This window comes from Methanosarcina sp. A14 (assembly GCF_001729375.1).
GTDB lineage: Archaea > Halobacteriota > Methanosarcinia > Methanosarcinales > Methanosarcinaceae > Methanosarcina > Methanosarcina barkeri.
In genome coordinates, this window is record NZ_LZPK01000112.1 from 1 (window position 1) to 21981 (window position 21981).

Sequence of the window (21981 nt, forward strand, 5' to 3'; positions counted from 1 at the left end):
AGGTACGCAGTTTTCCCGAGGGGTTACTGGACAAAACGCGGACGTTTTGACAGGACAGTTATCACTGTAGACCCGAGAAAAACCCCAACTACTGAAGCTTCCGATCTGCATGTTCAGCTTAAACCCGATTCGGATTTTGAACTGATCAGTGCACTTCTCACTCTACTTCACGGAAAAACTCCCCATCCCTCAGTAGAAGAGATTACTGGAGTTCCCATCCCTGTTATGGAAGAGATGCTCGATATGATGAAGAATTGCACCTTTGGGGCTATTTCAGTGGGGCTCGGGCTTGCTTCTTCAATGGGGAAGTACAGAAACTCCGAGATTGCCATGAATTTCGTAAAGGAACTGAACAACTATGCCAAGTTCACCCTTGGAGCTCTCCGCGGCCATTGCAATGTTGCAGGCTTTAATCAGGTGGCTGCCTACATGTACGGCTACCCCTTTGGGCTTGACTTCATGCGCGGGCATCCGCGTTATAACCCCGGAGAATTCACAACAGTGGATGTGCTTCGAGAAAAAGATGTTGACACAGTTTTCGTTATGTGTGCTGACCTTGTATCTCATATCCCTGCAGATTGTGCAGCTTACCTTGCAAAAATTCCAATGATCTGCGTGGATATCGCTCCCTGCCCGACAGTATCCGCTTCGGATATTGTACTTCCGGGAGTCATTGATGCTATGGAGTGTGATGGGACCTTCTACAGGCTCGACGATGTGCCAGTTCACTTCGAACCCTTTACAAGCTCGCCTTTCAAGTTCACGAAGAGCAACGAGGACACCTTAAAACAGCTCTTTGAGAAAATTAGAAAAAAAGGTCAGGTTATTTCTCTTCCTTCTATAAATAAAGAAGGAGAAGGACTGATACCTGAAAATTTGCCTTAATTTTTTGAGCTCTACCAATAATCAATTTGAAGTAACGTACTCGAGGCACAAAATTGAGTACAATCTACGTTATTCTCAAAGGAGTCTTGATTGTGCCTCTTGTTTTCATGGATTAATACAGAAATGCTGAAGTATTAACAGAAATAGGCTTTCGAATCATTGCTTACGTGCATTATTTATTGAAAAAATATAGTTTAAGGTTTGCGAACAGACTTTAAGTATTTTCAGATTTGCAGGAAGTTTCAGCTCTTACTTCCTGCAATTCAAAATCTGTTTTTTTCCAATTGATGTTTCCCAATAAACATAATCTGTAAGGTACAAAAGAAAAAACAAACGCAGTATTTTTTCCTCCAAAATATTGTGTTTTGCAGGGAATCCTAACAGACGTTTCCCAATTCTAGTCATATTATAGCAAGAATGGATTTCATCCCAAAACCAGCTTATACTCAAAATTGATAGAAATTTCAGAACATTCTCTGTGATCAAATCGTGATCAGAAATTCATTGATTATTCTTAATCCCATATTTGAATAAGCAGTTTTGAGTTATGGGATAGGCTCAAGGAAAATGTAGAAAGAGTCTGATGCAGATGTTTTTCAATGCATCTTTTTCAACAACTCATGCCCATTACATATAATTGCAATAAAAGAAATTTTAAGAGCAAAATAATTTTGGGATAAAATATACGTTCTTTTTAAATACATCCTTCTATATATTAAACTAGTGTTGCGTCAGCATTAAAGTGTCGTATATAATTGGTTAAAATGATTCAAAATTATTTATCCATGAGAATTGACGTGACACCAGGGGGAAATTATGGAAACTATTTATGATATCCTTAAAGAAGAGCATGAGCAGATGTCTGCCCTTCTCCTGCAAGCATTGCAGGACGGCTCAAGGGTAAGTTTTTTTAAAGTAAAACTTAAAGCTGATCCTCATATGATGGGAGAAGAGAGAATCTTCTATCCGGTGCTTGAAAAGGTAGAAGAACTGCGTGAGCTTATAAGTCAGGCTCATAAGGAACACAATGAGGCAAAAACTCTGATCTTTAAAATAGAAGGTATGGAAGAGAGAGATGAAGAATGGACTCCTAAACTCCGTGAACTGAAACAAAGCGTAGATCATCACATTGAAGAAGAGGAAAGTAAGGTGTTTGAAAAAGCCCGAAATATCCTGAGCCAGAAAGAGGCAGAAGACATGGCTCAACAATACATTGAGTTCAAAAGGAGTTACATGAACAGAATAGAAACTGGTGGGCCTATTGTATAAAAAATGATGGTATATTGTACTTGAGACCGATTTCTTGTTAATTGGTTCTCTCTATTTTTTATCATATTTGCTTGCTTGATCTCTCTTTAACCGTTTTTTAATTCTCGTTTCTTGCCTGACCTCTCGTTAATCAGTTGTTTTCGTTCGTTGTGACTACTTATCACATAATTATTCTAACTATATAAATAATCTTATAAATCAAATAACCTTTTATCAATAATTGTTAAGTAAGTAATGAATCGGTTCTTTCATTGTTTTTTCACACTGTCTTCTCCTCCATTTTGTTCCCTTGTTAATTTTGGATTTTATCGATACTTGAAGGTAATTAGTATAGTATTTACAGAATTATCTTGTACCTGTTGCAAAAAAGATTTTTACGGGAAAAATACCTTTCATAAAACTAGTTTTATATATCTTTATATCGGATTTTCAGCATAACTCTATGTTTCTCTATAATTCGGTATCCGATCCTATATACTATAATTAGACATAGCTACCATATTTTATTTCTCATTTTAGTGTTCTATTTCTAAGATACCTTTATATATCACCTTCCTCTATATAGTTCCTTTAAGAATTATTAGAATACCCTAGGGGGCTTATTTATCACAAAGGATAAAAGAAAAGTTCAGTTTACCGGAAATTCTACCTATATTGTGTCCCTCCCCATAAAATGGGTCCGGGATATAGGGCTTGAGGCCGGAGACACCCTTACGCTTACACCCATGCCTAATAAAACTCTGCTTGTTTCTTCCAGTGCAGTTTCAAAGGAACACTCCACCCTCAATGCAACGATCGATTATATTCATTCCGACAGTGCAGAAAATAATCTCAGGATTCTTATTTCTCATTATCTCGTGGGCTATGATGTTATCAGGCTGACTACTAAAAAAGGTTTTAGTGCCCATGATCGCAAGTTCATCAAGGATTCCGTGCGTCAAAAGCTCATAGGGCTTGAACTTATAGAAGAATCCCGTAATGAGCTGGTCTTCCAGTGCCTTCTGAACTACAATGATCTCCCACTTACCAGAGTAATTAAAAACATGTATGGACTTGTGCTTTCCATGCTTGAAGACTCAATGACTGCTCTTAGGGACCATAATGTGGAGATTGCTGAAGATGTCATTCAGAGAGATGACGATGTGGACCGCTTTTATCTTCTTGCCGTCCGCCAGCTCAAGGCTTCAATTGAAGATATCGAGCTCTCTGAAAAGATCGGAATTCGGCATCCAAGAGAGTGTCTGGGATACAGACTTATTACGAAAAGCATCGAGCGTGTAGGAGATCACGCTGTAAAAATAGCAAAAAGTGTCATGAAAATGGACTCCGGAGTTAGTGCTGATGACTCTATCTTCAAGATGGCTGATCTTTCCTGTAAAGTTTTTGAAAGCTCAATAGACTCAATGACCGAAGAAGACCCGCATGCTGTTAACAAAATCGTTGTAGAGGCAAAGAAAGTGTCTCAGTTCGGGGTTTCTCTGGAGCCACAGGATTGTGAAGGTTCAGGTAATATTGAACTCAGCATGATCCTGGAGAGCCTGAGGCGTGTATCGGAATACAGCGCTGACATTGCAGAAGTTGCGATTAACATGAACATTAAGCGGGTCTGAACCTAAAAGGTTTGGACTTCTATTTCTTTTTCATATAACTTTATACTCTACTTTTGTATTCAGCGACATTTAATGGTGTAATTTTAAAGGCACTAAATGTGATTTTTTGATTAAATACGCAATTTTTAGCTCTTTTTTTGCATTTAACGCATTTTCGTCAATTTTGGTGAAACCTCAGTTCTGATCATTATGTCCTTGTTAGCTATTTTTCTAACTGGAAGATTGTAGGAAAATCAGAGTTATGAGCTTGGGAATCAAAGTTAATGTAAAAAATTCATTATGTCCAGTTGGACATATCGGTATTATATAATAAGCCGTTTGTTAAAATACAGTAGGACATTAACTAATATAATAAATCAGAAATAAAAATGTACCTTTATTCTATCATTGAAAAATCGACAACATGAAAGCGATTCCACGCTTTCATCTCAAGATAATCAAAGAATTCATGTAACTATTCGGCCTATCAAAACATGTCTGTTGATAGTGATTCTACTATAACTGAATAATCCGAAAAATAACTTATGAACAACGAAAAACGCAGTCATTCGCCAACAATCAAAGAAAATCAATTGACAGAAATCTATCTATTAAATTTTAGTGAAGATGGCTACTTATGTTGTTTTATTTGGGTTGAATAGTTACGAAGTTAGATTAATTATAAACTTAACTAAGTCTGAATTTGGAACTCAAATAACTGCTAGATAGAAAACGATTTTGACGTTTCACAAAAATGGCCCCACTTACTGAACTTGATTAATCCCAGATGAGGAATTTCCATGAAAATAAAAGCCAATCTCATATCCGGAAGAACTACCAAACAGGGTGCAAATCTGGAAGCAAAGACATATAAATCTTATTTTGAAGCCTGCAGTTACTGCGAGCTTAACTCAGTAGACCTTGATAAATTGGGGGCATACGAAGGAAACAGCCTAAAAGTCACATCTGAGTTTGGAGAAGTTGTGGTATTTGCAAAAGCAAACGATGGAAACCCAAAAGGGCTTGCTTTTATTCCGATGGGTCCCTGGGCAAACACAGTGCTAAATCCTGATACTCACGGTTGCGGAATGCCCGGCTTAAAAGGTGTGCCTGCAGAAATTGAAATTACGGATGAAAAGCCCCTGGACATGAAATCCCTGATGAAGAAGTATCTGGAAAACTAAAGTCCAGTGAACAAGTAGTTCACGTTTTCAATCAAATCCGGAGAAACTTGAAAAATTTGGAGGAAAAATATGCCCGTAATCAAAGACGTAGTATGTTCCCTTTGCGGATGTCTCTGCGATGATATAACAGTCACAGTTGAGGATAACAAAATAATGGGTGTAAAAAATGCCTGCATTCTCGGTCACAGTAAGACCGTTGGAGTACAGACTCATGATCGAATCAAAACACCCATGATTAGAAAAGACGGGGAACTTGTCGAAGTAACATACGAGGAGGCAATCGATGCTGCTGCAAGGATCCTAGCAAACTCAAGAAGGACTCTTTCTTACGGTTGGTGCTCCACATCCTGCGAAGCGATAAGCAAAGCGATCCAGTTAGCTGAGGAGACCGGTTCCGTAATTGACTCTACTGCTAACGTTTGTCACGGTCCTTCAGCTCTTGCTACCCAGGAAAAAGGAAACCCTGGAGCAACTCTTGGAGAGATCAAAAACAGATCAGATCTGATCATCTTTTGGGGCTGCAACCCCATACATGCCCACCCTCGCCATATGACCCGTTATTCAAGTTTTTCCAGGGGCTTTTTTACTCCAAATGGGCGAAAAGACCGGAAGATGGTGGTAATCGACGTGCGAAAAACTGATACTGCAAAACGTGCCGATAAATATATCGAAATCGAACAGGGTTCGGATCTCCTGCTGGTAACAGCACTTCGCTCAGCAATCAATGGGCATGAAGCGGCTATTCCGAAAAACGTGGCCGGGGTTTCAAAGGCCGAAATTCTAGGACTTGCCGAACTCATGAAAAACTCCAGGTTTGTCTCCATTTTATTCGGCATGGGCATAACACAGTCTCGTTCCAAGTACAAGAACGGTGATGCAGTATCTTCCCTTATCTCAGACCTGACCCAGCACACAAAAGCTATCATGATGGGAATGAGAGGCCACTATAACGTATCAGGTTTCGGGGAAGTCGCAACCTGGGAGACCGGTTATCCGATGGCAATTGACTTTTCAAAAGGTTATCCCTACTACAATCCTGGAGAAACGGGAGCAAACGACGTTCTTGTCAGGGAAGAGGTTGATGCGGCAATTGTTGGAGCTGCGGACCCAGGAGCACACTTCCCACAAAAGGCAGTCCGGCACCTTGCAAGAATTCCCCTGATTCAAATTGACCCTTATCCAAACCCAACAACTGAACTTGCCGATGTAGTGATCCCTGCAGCAGTTGTGGGTATTGAAGTCGAAGGCACAGCCTACCGTATGGATGCAATCCCAATCAGGATGAAGAAACTTATCGCTACCGAGTTCAAAACCGATGAAGAGATCTTAAAGGACCTGATTGTAAAAGTAAGAGAACTGAAGCGAGGTGAAGTAACATGTCAGAGTTATTGATTAAAAACGCAGTTGTCTGCGACCCGATTCAGGGAATAGACTGTGAAAAAATGGACCTGTGCATAAGAGATGGCAAGATCGTAGAAAGCGTGTCCTCAAATGCAAAGGTTATCGATGCTGAAGGCAGACTCACGATGGCAGGAGGTTTTGACGGTCATACTCACAGCGCTGGTAAAATCAATGTGGGACGATCAATGAACCCTAACGACGCCAGACGAAACCTGGTCCCGGGCCTCTCAGGTCTTGAACCCCACACTGAAAAGACCAGGGCTCAGGTAGGGTACAACACCCCAAACACTTATGCAATCGGGTACAGGTATGCAAAACTGGGTTACACAACCATTTGTGAAGCTGCAATGCCCCCTCTTACAGCAAGGCATACCCACGAGGAATTCAAAGAAATCCCAATTCTGGACAAAATGGGGCTCACCCTCTTTGGGAGCAACTGGCAGGTTATGGAATATATCCGGGATAAAGAGCCCGAAAAACTCGCAGCTTACATTGCTTGGGGTCTAAAAGCCTCAAGAGGTTATGGCATAAAGATTGTAAATGCAGGTGGCGGAGAAGCATGGGGCTGGGGCAAGAATGTTAGCGGGCTCTATGACCCCGTGCCTAACTTTGACGTAACCCCTGCAGAAATTCTGCTGGGCCTAGGAGAAGCAAACGAAAAACTGTGTCTTCCTCATTCAGTTCATGTCCACTGTAACAATCTGGGGCACCCTGGAAACTATAAGACTACCATCGAGACAATGAAGCTTTTTGAGAAAGTTCAATCCAGGCGCAACAGGCAGAGTTTGCACGTAACTCATGTTCAGTTCAATGCCTATGCTGGCACTTCCTGGCGTGACTTTGAGACCGGAGCTCCAATGATTGCAGACTACGTGAACGGAGTTAATCACCTGACCTTTGATCTCGGTCAGCTCATTTTCGGGCCTGCCGTTACTATGACTGCCGATGGCCCGGTTGAATACGCAAACTCAAGGATGTTAAAGGAGAAATGGAGTAACCAGGATGTGGAGCTGGAAGACGCATCCGGAGTGGTGCCACTGGTGTATTCCCCAAAGAGCTTTGTAAATGCAGTCCAGTGGGCAATAGGGATTGAACTGGCTCTGCTGGTAAAAGATCCGTGGAAGGTCATGTTCACAACGGATAGCCCTAATGGAGGATCCTTTGTTAATTATCCTGAAGCATACACCTACCTTATGAGTGAAAAGAAGAGGCAGGAGATCATTTTGGGCTTTCCGGAGACGGCCCTTAACAGAATGGTTCTTCCTGGCCTCGATAGGGAACTAAGTTTTTATGAACTTGCAATCATGACCAGAAGCATTCAGTCCAGGATTTACAGCAGGCCTGAGAAAGGAAACCTTGCAGTAGGAGCTGATGCAGACATTGCCATATATGATATTTTCCCGGATGCAATTGATCCCTCCGTAGAGCATGAAAAAGTAAAGAAAGCCTTCAGTGCTACAGCTTATACCATTAAGGGAGGAACAATCGTTGTCAAGGATGGAAATATTGAAAACACACCCATGGGGAGGACTTACTGGGTAAACGCAACGGTCCCATCAGATATTGAATGTGCGATGCAGAAAGACCTTGACGTTAAGTTCCAGAAATACTATACTGTGAGCAAGTCTAACTACATGGTAGAGGATGCATACGTCCCAAAACCTGTTGAAATCGCAACGGAGGGATTCTAAAATGCAGGTAGTAACTCTCTCCTTAAAAGCACAGAATAAAATCCCTATCGTAGCTGATACCGTAAGCCCGGACAACTTTGCTGGAAAGGCAGAAGACGAAATCAAAGCTGTCCAGGTCTGGTATGGAAATATGCAGTGCCCTCTTAGCGAGCTATTCAATGTAAAAGTTGAAGGTAAAGACAGCGTAGAAAACACAAAAATTGTGATCAACGGTGATGCCTCTAGAGTAAAGCGCATTGGGCAGGGTATGAGCACCGGGGAAATCGAAATTAATGGAAATGTGGATATGCACTGTGGCTCGAACATGAAAGGCGGAAAGATCACGGTCAACGGCGATGCCGATAGCTGGCTCGGCTGTGAAATGAAAGGGGGAGAAATTGTTCTTAATGGAAACGGCGGCTATTATGTAGGTGGTGGCTACCGGGGAGAAGCCTGTGGCATGAAGGGAGGTAAAATTACCGTCAACGGAAATGTCAGGGACTTTCTGGGAGAACACATGTGCGGAGGAGAAATCCATGTAATGGGTAATGCTGGGCTCCTTCCAGCAATCCTGAACAACGGTGGGACGATCATCATCGAAGGTAGCACCGAAATGCCTGCAAGCGAAATGAAAAAAGGCACTGTCATCATAAGAGGCAAAGTTAAGGATTTGCTGCCTTCCTATGTAGAGGAAGGAACCGAAGAGGTGGATGGCGTTCTCTACCAACGGTTCGCAGGAGATGTCAATGTCAGCGGCAAAGGCGTGCTCCTTATGAAACAATATGAAAGTTATTAAATAGAATGAAATTTAAAGAAAGAAAGGCGCGTGAAGAACGCGCTTATTTTTATTTTTCAGTTAGTTATGAAGATCAGCTGGTTTAAATTTACCTAGCTTTTGATACAACGTTCACTCAGTTTTTATTTGGCATAAAAAGTGCTTTCAAGTACTTTCATTTATTTGTGCTTGTTGTTCTAAGAATTTCGTGTTCTTTAGTATGAAAGTTATGTTAATCTACAAGTACTTTCATCTGTTTGTACCTTTTATTCAAAGAGTATCATATCCATTTTTCATACAAATCCATTTTTCATACAAATCCATTTTTCATACAAATCCATTTTTCATACAAATCCATTTTTCACACAAATGCCTTCCTAAACTGATAAGTCCCGATAAGTACCATAACTCCGGCTCCTATGGCCAGGCTTATGAGTCCATGAACAGGTATTCCACCTTCAAACAGAGTTCTTGTGCTGTCTATTGCATAACTTACAGGATTGAGCCTGGCCAGAAACCTCAGCCATGCAGGCATGACGTCATATGGCATGAGTGCACTGCTGGTGAAGAACAAAGGCATGCTGATCATGCTGTTAACAGCCGCATAGCTGTCATGGTCACTTAAGTACATTCCTATCATAGTTGAGAGAGCAGAAAAAAATACTGAAAACAAAAACAGTGTGAAATATATTAAAATTAATTGCACAGGGTTCAATATCCTTACCCCAAGAAGAGTAGCTATTATGAGTATCACAGTTGCCTGCATCAAGCCTCTTACACTGATAAATAAGATTTTTCCATAAAGCATGCTTTCTCGTGGCGAGGGCATGGCAAGAAACTTATTCAAAAAACCCAATATCTTGTCGAAAATCATAAGAGATCCTCCCTGCAGGGAAGAAAAAAGCATAGTCATGACAAGAATACCAGGGGTTATATATTCAAGGTAATTATCCGTAAACTTTGTTGGCAGGGCCAGTCCTACAAATATCAGCCAGGCTGCAGGCATTACGAGTGAGGAAATAACGGTAACTCTTCCTCTTAACCATTTTACAAGATCCCTCTCAAAATAGTAGTATACTGCTTTCATTATCTTCGCCTCAGAAGGTTTCTGAACTGGGCTGAATTAAACCCTTCCTGCTCTTCAGGGGTTTTAACGTTTTCAAGGAAAACATCATTAAGGGAGGCATGTTCTCCTATGGAGCGTGTAAGGTTTTCAGGAGAGCCAATAACTGCAATTCGTCCTTTATCGATAATGGCAACCCTGTTGCAGTATTTTTCTGCCTCTTCAAGGTAATGTGTAGTCATGAAGATAGTCATCCCTTCGGCCTTGAGCATCCTGATATGCTCCCATATCTTCTTTCTGCCACTCACATCCAGTCCAAGGGTCGGCTCATCCAGAAACAGAACCTCAGGTTCGTGCACAAGCGCCTGAGCAAGTTCAAGACGCCTTCTCATTCCTCCGGAGTATGTTGCTACAAGGTCGCCGGCACGATCTGAAAGCCCCATCATTTCAATCACTTCATCTACCTTTGAATCCCTATTAGGGATGCCATAGAGTTTCGCATAAAGCAGTACATTTTCCCTGCCTGTGAGTTTTCGGTCAACTGCCATATCCTGAGGTACATAGCTTATCTTTGACCTTACTTTTTTGGACTCTTTTACTATATCATATCCACAGACTTTTGCAGTGCCACTGCTGGGTTTTAGTAGAGTTGTAAGCATCATAACTGTCGTACTTTTGCCTGCTCCATTAGGGCCAAGAAGGCCAAAGATCTCATTTCCGACATCAAGGTCAAGATTGTCAACAGCAAGCAGGTTTCCAAAGTATCTGGATAATTTTCTTATTTCTATCAAAGGTATCCCCCTGCAATTGCATAAACAGGTCTTAAACTTGAAGTATAATAAATTCCACTTGTATACATATTGTAAAGAATTTTTATGACAACAATACTTATGGCTGCAAAAACAAATACTGTAATCATTACTTTGTCAATGTTTGAAAACTCCAGTTTTTTGAGAGATGTCCGATCGGGATTTGCCCGAAAAGCCCGACTCTGAATTGAAACTGCAAGGGTTCCGGTTCTCCTTACACAGTTTGCAAGAGTCGGGGTTAATATATTGAGTAATGTTTTTATGATTCCTGACCCAAACTTTTTCGGATTAAATCCTCTGAGCCGCTGGACTGTTATCACGGTAGCTACTTCAGTAATTATTATTGGCAAAAATCTTACTGCTGTGATCACCATAAAAGCTACGCTGTAAGGCACCTTGAGTCCTACCAGGCCGTTTAACATATCCCTTGAGTCAGTGGTCCAGCACATTAACAGTCCAAGAGAAAGGATTGAAGCCGATCTAAGGCCCTGAACTGCGCCGTGATGAAGCCCTTCCTCATATACGAACAGACCGCCTCCTGTCAACCATCCTAAAACCGGAAAATCGGGACGGATTATGGTAAAAATCACAGTTCTCGGGAGTTGGGAATAAAAGAGAGCTTGAGAGTAGATAGTACCCCATATCAAAAGTACGAGTAATATCACCAGGGTCTTGATCTTTATTGCCGGCATTTTTGCAATTACGAATCCTGAGAGTATTATCAGAAATAACAAAAGCATCGTTTTCTGGTTATCCAGGGACACAGCGACAAAAACAGTAGAAATCATGATAAGGATCTTAGCCCGTGGATCCATCCTGTGAATAACCGTATCTTTAATTGTTGGTTCTGCAATTGATCTTGCACCTATCATCCGGAATATCCCCTTAACACTTTATCCCTTCAACACTCCTGGAATTTATCTCTTCAACACTTCCTGAGTTTATCTTTTCAACACTTCTAGAGTTTATTCCTTCAACACTTCCTGAGTTTATCTCTTCAACACTTCCTGAGTTTATCTCTTCAACACTTCCTGAGTTTATCTCTTCAACATTTCTGGAAGTCAGCGTTTCCACAAGTTCTTTAACTGAAAAGGCATTGATTCCCAGATGATTTGCAATCTCAACAACAGGGGGCTGGGTAAGCGAGGCCTTCTTGAGGGTTTCAGTGTCTTTTATAACTTCTTTTCCCTTTCCGTCTGCTATGATCTGCCCTTCATTCATTACTAGGATTCTTGTGGCATAGGACATAGCTACCTCAATATCGTGCGTGCAGAAAATCAGTGTCGAATTGTTGTTTTTGAAAAAATCCATCATCTGTTCTATATTCACTTTATCTTGCCCTGTTGTGGGTTCATCGAGAAGAATAAGTTCTGGATTTATGGAAAGTACCGAAGCGACGGCTGTTCTGAGTCTTTGCCCTCTGCTCAGAGCTTGTGGGAGGTCATGCCTGAGAGGCAGAATTGACATGGCTTCAAGAGAGTTTCTTACTCTTTCCTCAACATTGCTGTACTTTAATTGAACAGGTCCAAACCTTACTTCTTCCTCAGCTGAATCACAGAAGAGCATAAGGTCAGGGTTCTGGAACACAAATCCGACCTTACCTGCAAAGGAGTATGGATTCTTGGGTCTAGTGTCCTCCCCAAAAACCCTCACACTTCCTTTATCTGGTTTGAGAATTGCTGCAAGGTGTAAAAGCAGGGTTGACTTACCTGAGCCGTTCGTGCCCATAATCGCAACTCTTTCACCTTTACGGATTTCCAGATTTATTCCTTTCAATACCATCTTGTTTTTCTCATATCCTGACCATAGGGCCTGAATGGAAATAATCGAATCATTGTTTTCAGAACCATTATCTCTATGAGCATTATTCCCATGAGCATTATTCCCATGAGCATTATTCCCATGAGCATTATTCCCATGAGCATTGTTTTCAGAATCATTATTTCCATGAGCATTATTTTCAACGGAAGCTTTCTTTGAACTGGTTTTCTTTGAACTAGTCTTGGTTACAGGATTTTTATCTGGATTCTGAATAAGTTGTTGAGGTATTCTATTATTTTCTTTAATTTCTCTGTCTAGTACAGCAAGAGCTCCGCTGACACTCAAAGGGCTGGCTTTAATTCCAAGGCTATGGCAGAGCTTGACTGGTTCAGGAATTCGAAGCCCTAGCCTGTAAAAGATCTCAAGATTATCAAAAGCTTTTGAGGCGGGCTGATCAAAGACTATTTTTCCATTGTCCATTATAACAACTCTGTCTACAAATGGTGCAAGCTCATGTAGTCTGTGTTCAACCAGCAGAATAGTTGTTTTCAGTTTTCTATTGAGTTCCCTTACCGTATTCAGGACTTCGTGCGTGCCCATGGGGTCCATCTGGCTTACAGGTTCATCCATGGCAAGGATTTCAGGCTCCATTGCAAGCATACTTGCAATGCAGATCCTTTGTTTCTGTCCACCGGAAAGTGAATTTGTCGAGTCCAGCCTGTGATCGGACATCCCTACGATTTGCAAGGCTTCTGTTACCTTTTTATCGATTTCTTTTTGCTCAAAGCAGAGGTTTTCAGGCCCAAAAGCTACTTCGTCCTCAACTATTGTAGAAAATATCTGGTCATCTGGATTCTGAAACACAAGGCCTACTTCTTTCGAGATTTCCATCTGGTTTGAATCAGTGGTTTCCATCCCTTTGACTTTCACACTTCCAGATAATATTCCTCCAGATTCATGAGGAATGATTCCGTTTAATGTTTTTAGTAAAGTACTTTTTCCACATCCAGTAGGTCCTGTAAGGAGAACAAATTCTCCTTTTTCTACTCTAAGGTTGATTCCCTTTAAAGTCGGTTCCGATCTTCCTGGATATGTATACCATAAGTCTTTGATTTCTATCATTGTACCACAACCTTTCCAAGGGAAAGCTTGCCCGCAAACCTTTTGAGAAAAGGTTTGATCGAAAACCCCTTACGGCGACGTGATCAACCGGCGCAACGGTTGGGCTTGATCGAAAACCCCCGAGTAATGTCGCAATCCTTTCCAAATGAAAACCTGACCACAAGCCTTTTGAGAAAAGGCTTGATCGAAAATCCCCAAGTAATGGCAATCCTTTCCAAATGAAAGCCTGACCACAAGCCTTTTGATAAAAAGCTTGATCGAAAACCCTGAGTAATGGCAATCCTTTCCAAGGGAAAGCTTGACCACGGTTAGTGTCACTCTACCACCTTCTTTAGTCTATTTCCAAGGCTTATTCCGAACCAGGTTCCTATGAAGGTGTAGAGGAATCCGTCGATCAGTAGATTTACAGCTATGTACCAGTTGCTGTAGAATAGTCTGTAGAGTACCATCCAGACACTGAAGGACACATATCCGCTGATCACGTCCGCAAATCCGCAAATAATTCCCATTCTCAACCTGTTATCTGGAGCTGGATTTTTGCCGGTTACACCTGCAACATACAACAAAAATTCCAGGATTATCGCGTTGATTGACAGTGTTATAAAAGTTATAGGTGTGAAACTACCTGTTATGAAACCTCCAAGTAGAAACCTGACCATCATAAAAAGGCTTATAACTCCTGGTTTTGGAATCAGGACTACAAGAGAAGCAATGAGCATGTAAAGAAGAATCTCATTGAAGAGTCCTGTGAACAGGAAACTGAATGGTCCGAAGATTGCATGGGATAAATCCCACAGGATGGTCATAGGCAGGCTTATCGCTGCAAAAGAAACCGTGCCGAAAAGGGCAATTAGCACAAGATTGCGGGTTTTAAACCTGTCCATAATCTTCCTGGGTCTTGAGAAAAAAAATCCCAGGGCAGTAATTCCGAGTAAAGAGGCGGCAAACGTAGTTATTATAGGTCCCCACCGCCTTGAGATTGCAGTAATTTTTTGATCTTTTGTTACTGCAATCCAGTCGGTGCCTGTGAGTTTTACTTTAACTCTGAGAAGGTAGTCTCCGCCCATCGCATCCGGAGATATATATATAGGAAGGCTTATCAGTGAACTTGATCCTGGAGAAAGGGTTACGGTGGCATAGCACAAGGTGTCCGCTTTCATTCCCATAATATCGGGCTTAAACGCTTTTACAGGTTCACCGGTTTTTATGTCAAGAATGTCATATGTGACTATTACAGGAATTGTACTATTTCCGGCATTGGTAAGCTCTATTCCCATGTCAGTTGAAGTGAGTTCCTCTTTCTCTATCTTCAGGTCTGTAAACTCTAGCAGCTTTTTGAGTGCAGGGGATGTTTCCTGGACAACAAGGGTATTGGAAGGATGGCTGGGATCTCCATATCCGTCTTCGTCTGACGGTACTATGAGCTGGGATACTGAGACGTCATTTGCGACTTCTTCTTTTGAAGCAACTTTAAGCTGGGTTGTACGAACAATAGTATGTTTTGTTCCTTTAACATCAACAACTGCTTTTGCAGTTATGTTGTAAACCCCACAGGGGGTATCCGCAGGTATATAAAAGTCAACAAGCCTGTACCAGTCATCATACTCGGTCTGAAGTGAAAATGAATTCACCGAGGGCTCGTGAAGCACAAAACCTTTCGGTAAGTCAAGTTCCACTGTCACATTCATATTGCCGTCATAATAGCTTTCAAAGAAAAGATATGCAGAGAGCGTACTGTTCCCAACTGCAAGACCATTTCCTTCTACCCCGTGAGGAACCTGAATTGTGAATGTGGTCATATCTTCAGGTTTGAAATCCTCCTGCTGAACCTGTGCAGCTACGGGTTGTATGATTAACACAAGTACAAGGAGGAGAAAACCTATTTTTTTCATTCCACTACCTTTTTTCTTATTTGAGGATTTTTCGGATTTCCTTCATTTTCGCATCCCAATCAGGGACATCTTCAGAACTAATTATATCAACAGCTCCACCCTGAAATTCTCCTTCTCCTGCCAGTTCTTCCATCAAGCTCTCGATCTCAAGATAGGATTTTTTCAGCTTTTCAAGAAGCTCGGGGTCAGGCTCCCAGAGTCCTCTTGACTGCGCTTCAAGGAGCCGCCTGGACATTTCCTCGAGGGCATAGGGATTGTTCTCTTCAAAAAAGCGGCGCATTTCTTCATCAAGCACGAAGGTCTTTGTGATATCATCAAAAATCCAGTCGTCCACTTTTTGGGTGGAGGCCTCCCAGCCATAGACTCTTCCGACTCTTTTAGAAATGTCCTGCGCGCCTTTATATCCGTGCTGTTTCATGCCTTCAATCCATTTTGGATTTAAAAGCTTGGCTCTTACGACCCTTCGCATTTCATCAGCCATGTCTCGGATTTCAACGTGCTGAGGTTCTCGAGTATCGCCAAAGTAAACTTTTACATCTCTTCCGGAAGCCTGCTTGGCTGCAGCTGTAAAGCCTCCGTGGACCCCAAAGTAACAGCAGCATCCTAATAGGTCATACTCGTCGCTTACAACTTTATTAAAGGTAGCATCTACAGTCTTAAGGCTTGACGCAAGCTGAGTGTGAGCTTCCTTGCCTTTTACATCCTTTCCATAAGCATACCCATTCCAGTAAAGGAAGATGTCTGCCAGGTCTTTTTCGTCTTTCCAGGCACTTGCATAGACTGCAAGCTGAACTCCTGCCGAATAAGTCCCGGGTTTGCTCGAAAAGATCCTTAAAGTGGCATCCCTTGAATCCGCTCCTTCTTCAACCATCTGAAGGCTGTGTTTTCTTAGATAATTCATTTCCTCAGGTTCATCAAGAGAAGCCACAGCCTGGATTGCTTCGTCTATAACCTCAAGACAGTTTGGAAAATTGTCCCGTAGAATACCGGAAACTCGGACCGTAACGTCAATTCTGGGCCTGCTCAATTCTTTAAGGGGGATCACGGAGAACCCTTTCAGTTGTCCATTGTTTAGCCAGACTGGTTCAACCCCTATAAGGCTCATTATCTGGGCCATTCCTTCTCCATCAGCCCACATTACATCGTTTGCCATCCAGTAAAATCCCACATTCTCAGGGTACCGGCCTTCGTCTTCAATGTGCTTATTAATCAGAACCCCTGAGAGTTGCTGTCCTACCCTCCAGGCAGCTTTTGTCGGAATCCTTTTTGGGTCAAGTGAATAAAAATTCCTGCCTGTTGGCAGTACATCATCTCTTCCACGCATGATGAGGCCTGAAGGACCGGCAGGGATGTATCCTCCATCGAAACCGTGCAAAAGGGCTTCAATTTCAAGAGAGTCATCTATTCTGGATTCAAGGTCAAGGATTCTATCGCAGATCGAAGCGGCAGCCTGAAGAAGTGCGGGATTTATGCTCAGATTTTTAATTTCCTGCTTTTCAAAACCTTTTCCTTCAAAAATCTCTTCTATTATCCTGGTTGGCTCTATTTCAGAGTTATTTATCTCTTTGTTGACACCCTGTTCTTCAAATTTTTTTCCTTTGATATTCTGTTTTTCAAAGCTTTTTCCTTCAAAAATCTCTTTGATTATCCGGTCTGGCTCTTTTTCCGGGTTATTTATAAATGTTCTTATAAATTCTTTAGAGAGTGAATCTATCTCTTCAAGCAACTGTCCATTTGATTTTCCGTTTTTGGAAATCCGGCTCTGGTCAGAGATCAATTCATCAAGGTCAAGTTCCAGAAGTTCTGCAATCAACCTTCTAATCGAGACTTTGTTTCCCACACTTCCCTGGTCATCATACCTTAAAATCGAGTTTATGAATTCAACTTTTTTCTCGCCTTCAGGCATCTGTCCGAAGATATGCATCCCGCTCTGGATCTGGGTATTCCTTATCTTCCCAAGAGCTTCATGCGCTTTTCTTACTACCTCTTCAAAAGGAGTCTGGTCATCGGCTTTTATCTCGGAATTCAGATTCGATTTTTTGATCTCATCAAGGATCAGGTGCTTCAGGGCATGCTCACGTCCCTTATCGTGTTTTGCCTGTTCGTATTCCCCAAGCAGCCTGTCAAGTTCTGCAAGGTTTTCATAAAGCCCTCCTGAGGTCATGACAGTCTGCATATGGTCTATCAAACAAGCAAGGCTCCGGCGTTTGGCAATTGTACCTTCCGGAGGGTTGTCAGAGTTGTAGATATAGAGATGGGGAATTGTCCCTATGCTTATATCAGGATAGCAATCTCCTGAAAGCCCAACCCCTTTTCCTGGCAGGAACTCAAGGTTCCCATGGGTCCCAACATGTACGAGCACATCGGCTCCAAAGGTGTTTTCAAGATATCTGTAGGTCGCAAGGTACTGATGAGTTGGCGGAACTTCCGGGTCGTGCAGGATCCTGCATACTTTCCCATCACATCTGGCACCTGCACATCCTCGCTTTGGCTGCACACAGACCACGGAGTTTCCATACTGTACTCCTGTCACAACGAGTTTATTATCATATACCATGGCTGCAGGAATGCCGTCTACTTCTTCTCCAGGAGGGTTTCCCCAGCTCTCAATCACTCTTTGCTTTACTTTCGGGCTCAGGGTATTGAAAAATTTCTCATATTCTTCTTTTTCTACAAAATCAAGGGCTCCCCCGTTTTTTACGATCTCATTAATGGGAGTCCATCTGAACTCGGAAATTGCTTTTCTCTTGATAATGGTCTCAATAAGGTCTTTTCCGTTTTCAGGAGGATTAACGGTATAGCCTGCTTCCTGCATCCGGTTCAGTATCCTTGCCACGCTTTCGAGAGAATCAAGATTTGCAGCGTCTCCTACCGAACCTTCAACACCTGTGCAGGGTCTGTTGTGCAGGATAAAGGCGACTTTTCTCTGGTTGACCGGTTTTTTCCTGAGTTCGGTCCATTTTAAAATTCTGGATGCAAATTTTGAGCAGCGTTCTTCGATAGGAAAACGCCCCATGTAATTTCCTTCTTTTTTACCTGCTCCTATCATGATGGGTTCAATTCCGCCTTCAAACTCCGGGAGAGCCACACTCCATCCGATCTCAGTACTTAATCCCATTGACTCCTGCCACTCTTCAACAGTCATATAGTGTGAAGTTACAGGCTGGAAAACAGGGACGTCAAGCTTTCTCAGGACTTCTATGCCTTTTGCTGCGCACGATGCATTTCTCTCTTCGGTTTTACTGCTTGCAATAAAAAAAGGAGAAAGCTTTACAAGGCAATCTATAATGGGCCTGCCGTTTTCTATGAAATAATCCTCTATGACCTCATTCATTCCCCTGCTTCCAAGTTCCTCATCTTTCAAGGAATATGCAAAAACAGGGACAATCGATAGGTTAAGATTTTCTAACTCTTTTATCAGTTTTTTCTCTATCTCAAGTTCATTATTTACCCAGGAAGTTCGAGAGATAAGCAGTCCCACGGTTTTATCTTTCAAAGGCCCGTACCAGTTGAGATACTCTTCAACGTTTGAGAATATTTTCTCTGCATCCGGATGATATAGCCCATCCCATGGTATCTTTTCAGGAGGTTTTGTTTCAATCTCACATCCAAAAACTTCCTTTAAGAGATAGCGCAGCATATTGGCAAAGTTTTCCTGTCCTCCATAGATGATATAAGAAAAGCATGTAGCTGCAATCTCAAGTTTCACCGAAGAGAGGGTAAGTGAGGAAGGATCACTCCCTACACAGATTACAGGTACCCTCTTTTTTAACGGTTCAAGTTTTTCATAGAAATCTTCCCAGAAAGGGGTTGATGTATAGTATAGAAAGACCGCATCCGCATGTTCGCATGCAAGAAGAACCTTCTCAGCTTCTTCCGGATTATCTTCCAGAATTTTTGAATAGTGGGCTTCAAGCTCTATACTAAGATCGTTGGCAGCTTTGCGGAGAGTGGGAATATAGGAATTCCATGTTATTGAAATAATTTTCATATTTTTCTCCTCTTACGTAAGAACATGCACTTTGTACTCTCCCAGCACTGTGCCGTCATCAAGCCTTGCAGGAGCTTCCATGGCTGCAATATATTTTCCATTAGGGGAGATATCAGCCGCTATTGTAATTCCCTTGGTATTATAAACCTGGACAAGTTTAGAATTTGAACCTCCACTTTTTGATACGTCAAAGACATACACTCCATGGGCACTTCTATCCTTGGTCACCAGGTTCTGGGCTATAGGGACAACGAGATACCTGTCATTCATTGCACATTCCCCTGCATAGCCGTCCACTCTCCATTTCCACAGCAGGTTGCCGTCGGTATCATAGGCAAAGAGGCTGTTTCCGTTGGGATGTTCTATAGGAGCATCGTTGTTTTTGTCTTTGGAGAAAGTGCTGCCTATTGAGAAAATAAGGGTATTGTTGATAATATATGCATAATTCGCACTGCCGTAAATAGGGACTCCGCTTACTACAACCGGGGTTGAAATGTTTTCCTGCCATTTTACTTCTGGTACACTGGTTTCCATGATCCTGGAATTGTCAAATAAAAAGGCTCGTCCATCACTGGTCATTGTTATTATATTATTACCATCAGGAGTAATCTGGGTACTGTACCATATTGCTGAATAATCAAAAAATGGCTCAAGGGGCGGGATTGAATAGTTCCAGTACTCTTTTCCGGTATTTCCGTCCAGAACATGTACAGTTCCCTCTTTCCATTTGTCGGCGTTTGTAAAGCAGGTCGTCCCGAAAACAGCGTATTTTCCGTCAGGAGTGTTATCTATCCATGTAACTCCGGAGTCCATCAGTTCGGATTCAGGGAATTTCCAGCGCAAATTGCCTTCGGAGTCAAAAGAATAAACTATTCCCAAATACTTGTATTTCTCTCCTATGTAGCCACAAGCTCTACTGGCAGCAACATAGATGTTCCCTTTTGAATCCAGTTTTATTTTTTTCATGGCTGGCATGTGGTCAAGGTCTGAACCCAGATCCTGACCTGCTCCATATTTCCAGATTTCAGTTCCGTTTAAATCAAAGCAGTGAATAAAAGCATCCGGGCTATCTTCTAACCACATTTTTTCCGTCCTGGCTTGAATCGATCCAGTTTACACTCTGAGCATAGTTTTCATTTGCTGGAAGTTTCCAGGAAAGAGTGCCATCCGGGTTGAATTTGTACACCCTTGAAGCTAGCCCATACCCGGATTCTTTCCAATATCGACCTGCTGCAATGTATACAGCGTCATCAGCAGCCGTTATTTTGTATATGCAGGGCTGATATTTTGAGTTCGTACTGGTTCCCAGGTCATCGGCGCTTCTATAGCTGTGGATTTCATTTCCTGTACCGGCATCCAGAGAATAAATGTATCCGTCAGTACTCTTTTCCCCTGCAATCAGATACTTCCCGTCCTTCGAGAACGAAATGTCTGAAACATTTCCTCCTAAGGTTTTTTCCCATAGCAATTTTTTGTCTGGCACATCAATAACTGTCAGTTTTTTTCCTGTCCCAACAGCTACATACTTTCCGTCCTGGGTGTATGTTACACAGTCCTGGGCATTCGATTTTCCTTCACTGAGATTTTCTGGAGTTATATCTCCAAGTTCATACTCCCAGTAAATGTAAGGAGAAGATTTTTCAGAAGAGGTTAGATTTTCCTGACTCAGCTGGCCGCTTTCCTGAGCGCTATCATTTTTTAATATCTCTTCACTACTGTTATTTCCATTTTCACCGGAGGCTACAGTATTTGAAGATTCGCATCCCGAAGAAACCAAAAATAACAATAATAATATAGTTATCAGCCCAACAATACTCTTTTTCATTTTTAGACTCCTTTGATTACCCTTTGTCATTATCCGTATATCTTCAGGTCTGAGATGCTCAGAATATTCTGATGTTGCGTACTGTTGTCTCCAAAACCTGCACTCAATTTTTCAATCTTTATATTTTCAGCAGATCCGCAGTATTTTTTATAATCTTCGACGAGATTCCTTTCAACTGTACTCCTTGGAATTCCTGAGATTATAATCGATGGTGAAAATCGCCTTCGGTTTTCCTGATCCCTATAATATTCACCTTCGGATTGCGGATTCATGCTTCCCGCTGCAACATAGTAAATGGATTTGTGATCGCTGAATGTCACTTTTAACCAGAGACTGAATTTATCCAGATCCTGTCCGTTCCAGTTCCAGGAAATTTTTCCTGGAGACAGGCTCACATTTTTATTCCAAAATCCTTTCCCTGTCTGTGCCGAATTTGTTGTTTCAAGGTACAGTGCTCCATCTTTGCATCTTAGAAACTCTCCTTCAGAATTACAATTTTTGAAGTCTTCCTTATACACGGTTTTTTTCTCTGGCACGATTTGAGAATAAATTATCAAGCCTGCGAGGCTCAGGACTATAAACCCGAATATTATAGTCTTTCTGGAAATCATAATTGACCCTTATAGAAAGTGATTAATAAATATTTCGAAAATATTCTTAAATCATCTCATATAGTAATAATAAAATAAAAATTATGACTATTTTTTCTAATCAAATTTTCCTGTGATTCTAAGTTACTATGTCA

16 protein-coding genes are annotated in these 21981 nt (G+C 41.8%); 7 read left to right on the forward strand and 9 right to left on the reverse strand.

What is annotated here, in order from left to right:
* The 7 genes from A9239_RS06130 to A9239_RS06160 all read left to right on the forward strand — a co-directional run.
* The coding region (locus A9239_RS06130) for a formylmethanofuran dehydrogenase subunit B (RefSeq protein ID WP_069575239.1) at positions 1-885 on the forward strand (885 nt) is incomplete at its 5' end.
* 816 nt (positions 886-1701) lie between these two features.
* Positions 1702-2154, forward strand: a complete 453-nt coding sequence (locus tag A9239_RS06135) for a hemerythrin domain-containing protein (RefSeq protein WP_048119819.1) — start codon at positions 1702-1704, stop codon at positions 2152-2154.
* A gap of 605 nt (positions 2155-2759) precedes the next feature.
* The gene (locus A9239_RS06140; protein ID WP_080941532.1) at positions 2760-3764 is read left to right on the forward strand and encodes a phosphate uptake regulator PhoU; all 1005 of its coding nucleotides are present in this window, start codon (positions 2760-2762) and stop codon (positions 3762-3764) included.
* A gap of 779 nt (positions 3765-4543) precedes the next feature.
* Positions 4544-4927, forward strand: a complete 384-nt coding sequence (locus A9239_RS06145) for a molybdopterin dinucleotide binding domain-containing protein (RefSeq protein WP_048154552.1) — start codon at positions 4544-4546, stop codon at positions 4925-4927.
* A gap of 69 nt (positions 4928-4996) precedes the next feature.
* Positions 4997-6319: a formylmethanofuran dehydrogenase subunit B gene (locus tag A9239_RS06150; RefSeq protein ID WP_048119813.1), complete on the forward strand. Its 1323-nt coding sequence runs from the start codon at positions 4997-4999 to the stop codon at positions 6317-6319.
* On the forward strand, positions 6304-8019 hold the full coding sequence (locus A9239_RS06155; RefSeq protein WP_048119811.1) for a formylmethanofuran dehydrogenase subunit A: 1716 nt from the start codon (positions 6304-6306) through the stop codon (positions 8017-8019). The genes A9239_RS06150 and A9239_RS06155 overlap by 16 nt, the downstream gene beginning before the upstream one ends.
* A 1-nt stretch (position 8020) precedes the next feature.
* Positions 8021-8794, forward strand: a complete 774-nt coding sequence (locus A9239_RS06160) for a formylmethanofuran dehydrogenase subunit C (RefSeq protein WP_048119810.1) — start codon at positions 8021-8023, stop codon at positions 8792-8794.
* 340 nt (positions 8795-9134) lie between these two features.
* On the opposite strand, the gene A9239_RS06165 is transcribed toward A9239_RS06160, so the two are convergent.
* The 9 genes from A9239_RS06165 to A9239_RS06205 all read right to left on the reverse strand — a co-directional run bounded on the left by A9239_RS06165 (position 9135) and on the right by A9239_RS06205 (position 21847).
* On the reverse strand, positions 9135-9860 hold the full coding sequence (locus tag A9239_RS06165; protein ID WP_048119808.1) for an ABC transporter permease: 726 nt from the start codon (positions 9858-9860) through the stop codon (positions 9135-9137).
* The gene (locus tag A9239_RS06170; RefSeq protein WP_048119806.1) at positions 9860-10627 is read right to left on the reverse strand and encodes an ABC transporter ATP-binding protein; all 768 of its coding nucleotides are present in this window, start codon (positions 10625-10627) and stop codon (positions 9860-9862) included. Before A9239_RS06170 ends, A9239_RS06165 begins: the two co-directional genes overlap by 1 nt.
* Positions 10624-11517, reverse strand: coding sequence for an energy-coupling factor transporter transmembrane protein EcfT (locus tag A9239_RS06175; protein ID WP_048119804.1), 894 nt, complete (start codon positions 11515-11517; stop codon positions 10624-10626). Before A9239_RS06175 ends, A9239_RS06170 begins: the two co-directional genes overlap by 4 nt.
* Before the next feature lie 13 nt (positions 11518-11530).
* Positions 11531-13528 carry an ABC transporter ATP-binding protein gene (locus A9239_RS06180; RefSeq protein WP_048154555.1) on the reverse strand — a complete coding sequence of 666 codons (1998 nt, stop codon included), beginning with the start codon at positions 13526-13528 and terminating at the stop codon, positions 11531-11533.
* A 314-nt stretch (positions 13529-13842) separates the two neighbouring features.
* On the reverse strand, positions 13843-15420 hold the full coding sequence (locus A9239_RS06185; RefSeq protein ID WP_048119800.1) for a hypothetical protein: 1578 nt from the start codon (positions 15418-15420) through the stop codon (positions 13843-13845).
* A 16-nt stretch (positions 15421-15436) separates the two neighbouring features.
* Positions 15437-19411 carry a cobaltochelatase subunit CobN gene (gene cobN / locus A9239_RS06190; protein WP_048154558.1) on the reverse strand — a complete coding sequence of 1325 codons (3975 nt, stop codon included), beginning with the start codon at positions 19409-19411 and terminating at the stop codon, positions 15437-15439.
* 12 nt (positions 19412-19423) lie between these two features.
* Positions 19424-20494: a hypothetical protein gene (locus A9239_RS06195; protein WP_230669017.1), complete on the reverse strand. Its 1071-nt coding sequence runs from the start codon at positions 20492-20494 to the stop codon at positions 19424-19426.
* Positions 20478-21236 (reverse strand): PQQ-binding-like beta-propeller repeat protein, encoded by a 759-nt coding sequence (locus A9239_RS06200; RefSeq protein ID WP_230669019.1) that lies wholly within the window; start codon positions 21234-21236, stop codon positions 20478-20480. Before A9239_RS06200 ends, A9239_RS06195 begins: the two co-directional genes overlap by 17 nt.
* Positions 21237-21265: 29 nt before the next feature.
* Positions 21266-21847: a hypothetical protein gene (locus tag A9239_RS06205; protein ID WP_048154561.1), complete on the reverse strand. Its 582-nt coding sequence runs from the start codon at positions 21845-21847 to the stop codon at positions 21266-21268.
* Between the last annotated feature and the right edge of the window lie 134 nt (positions 21848-21981).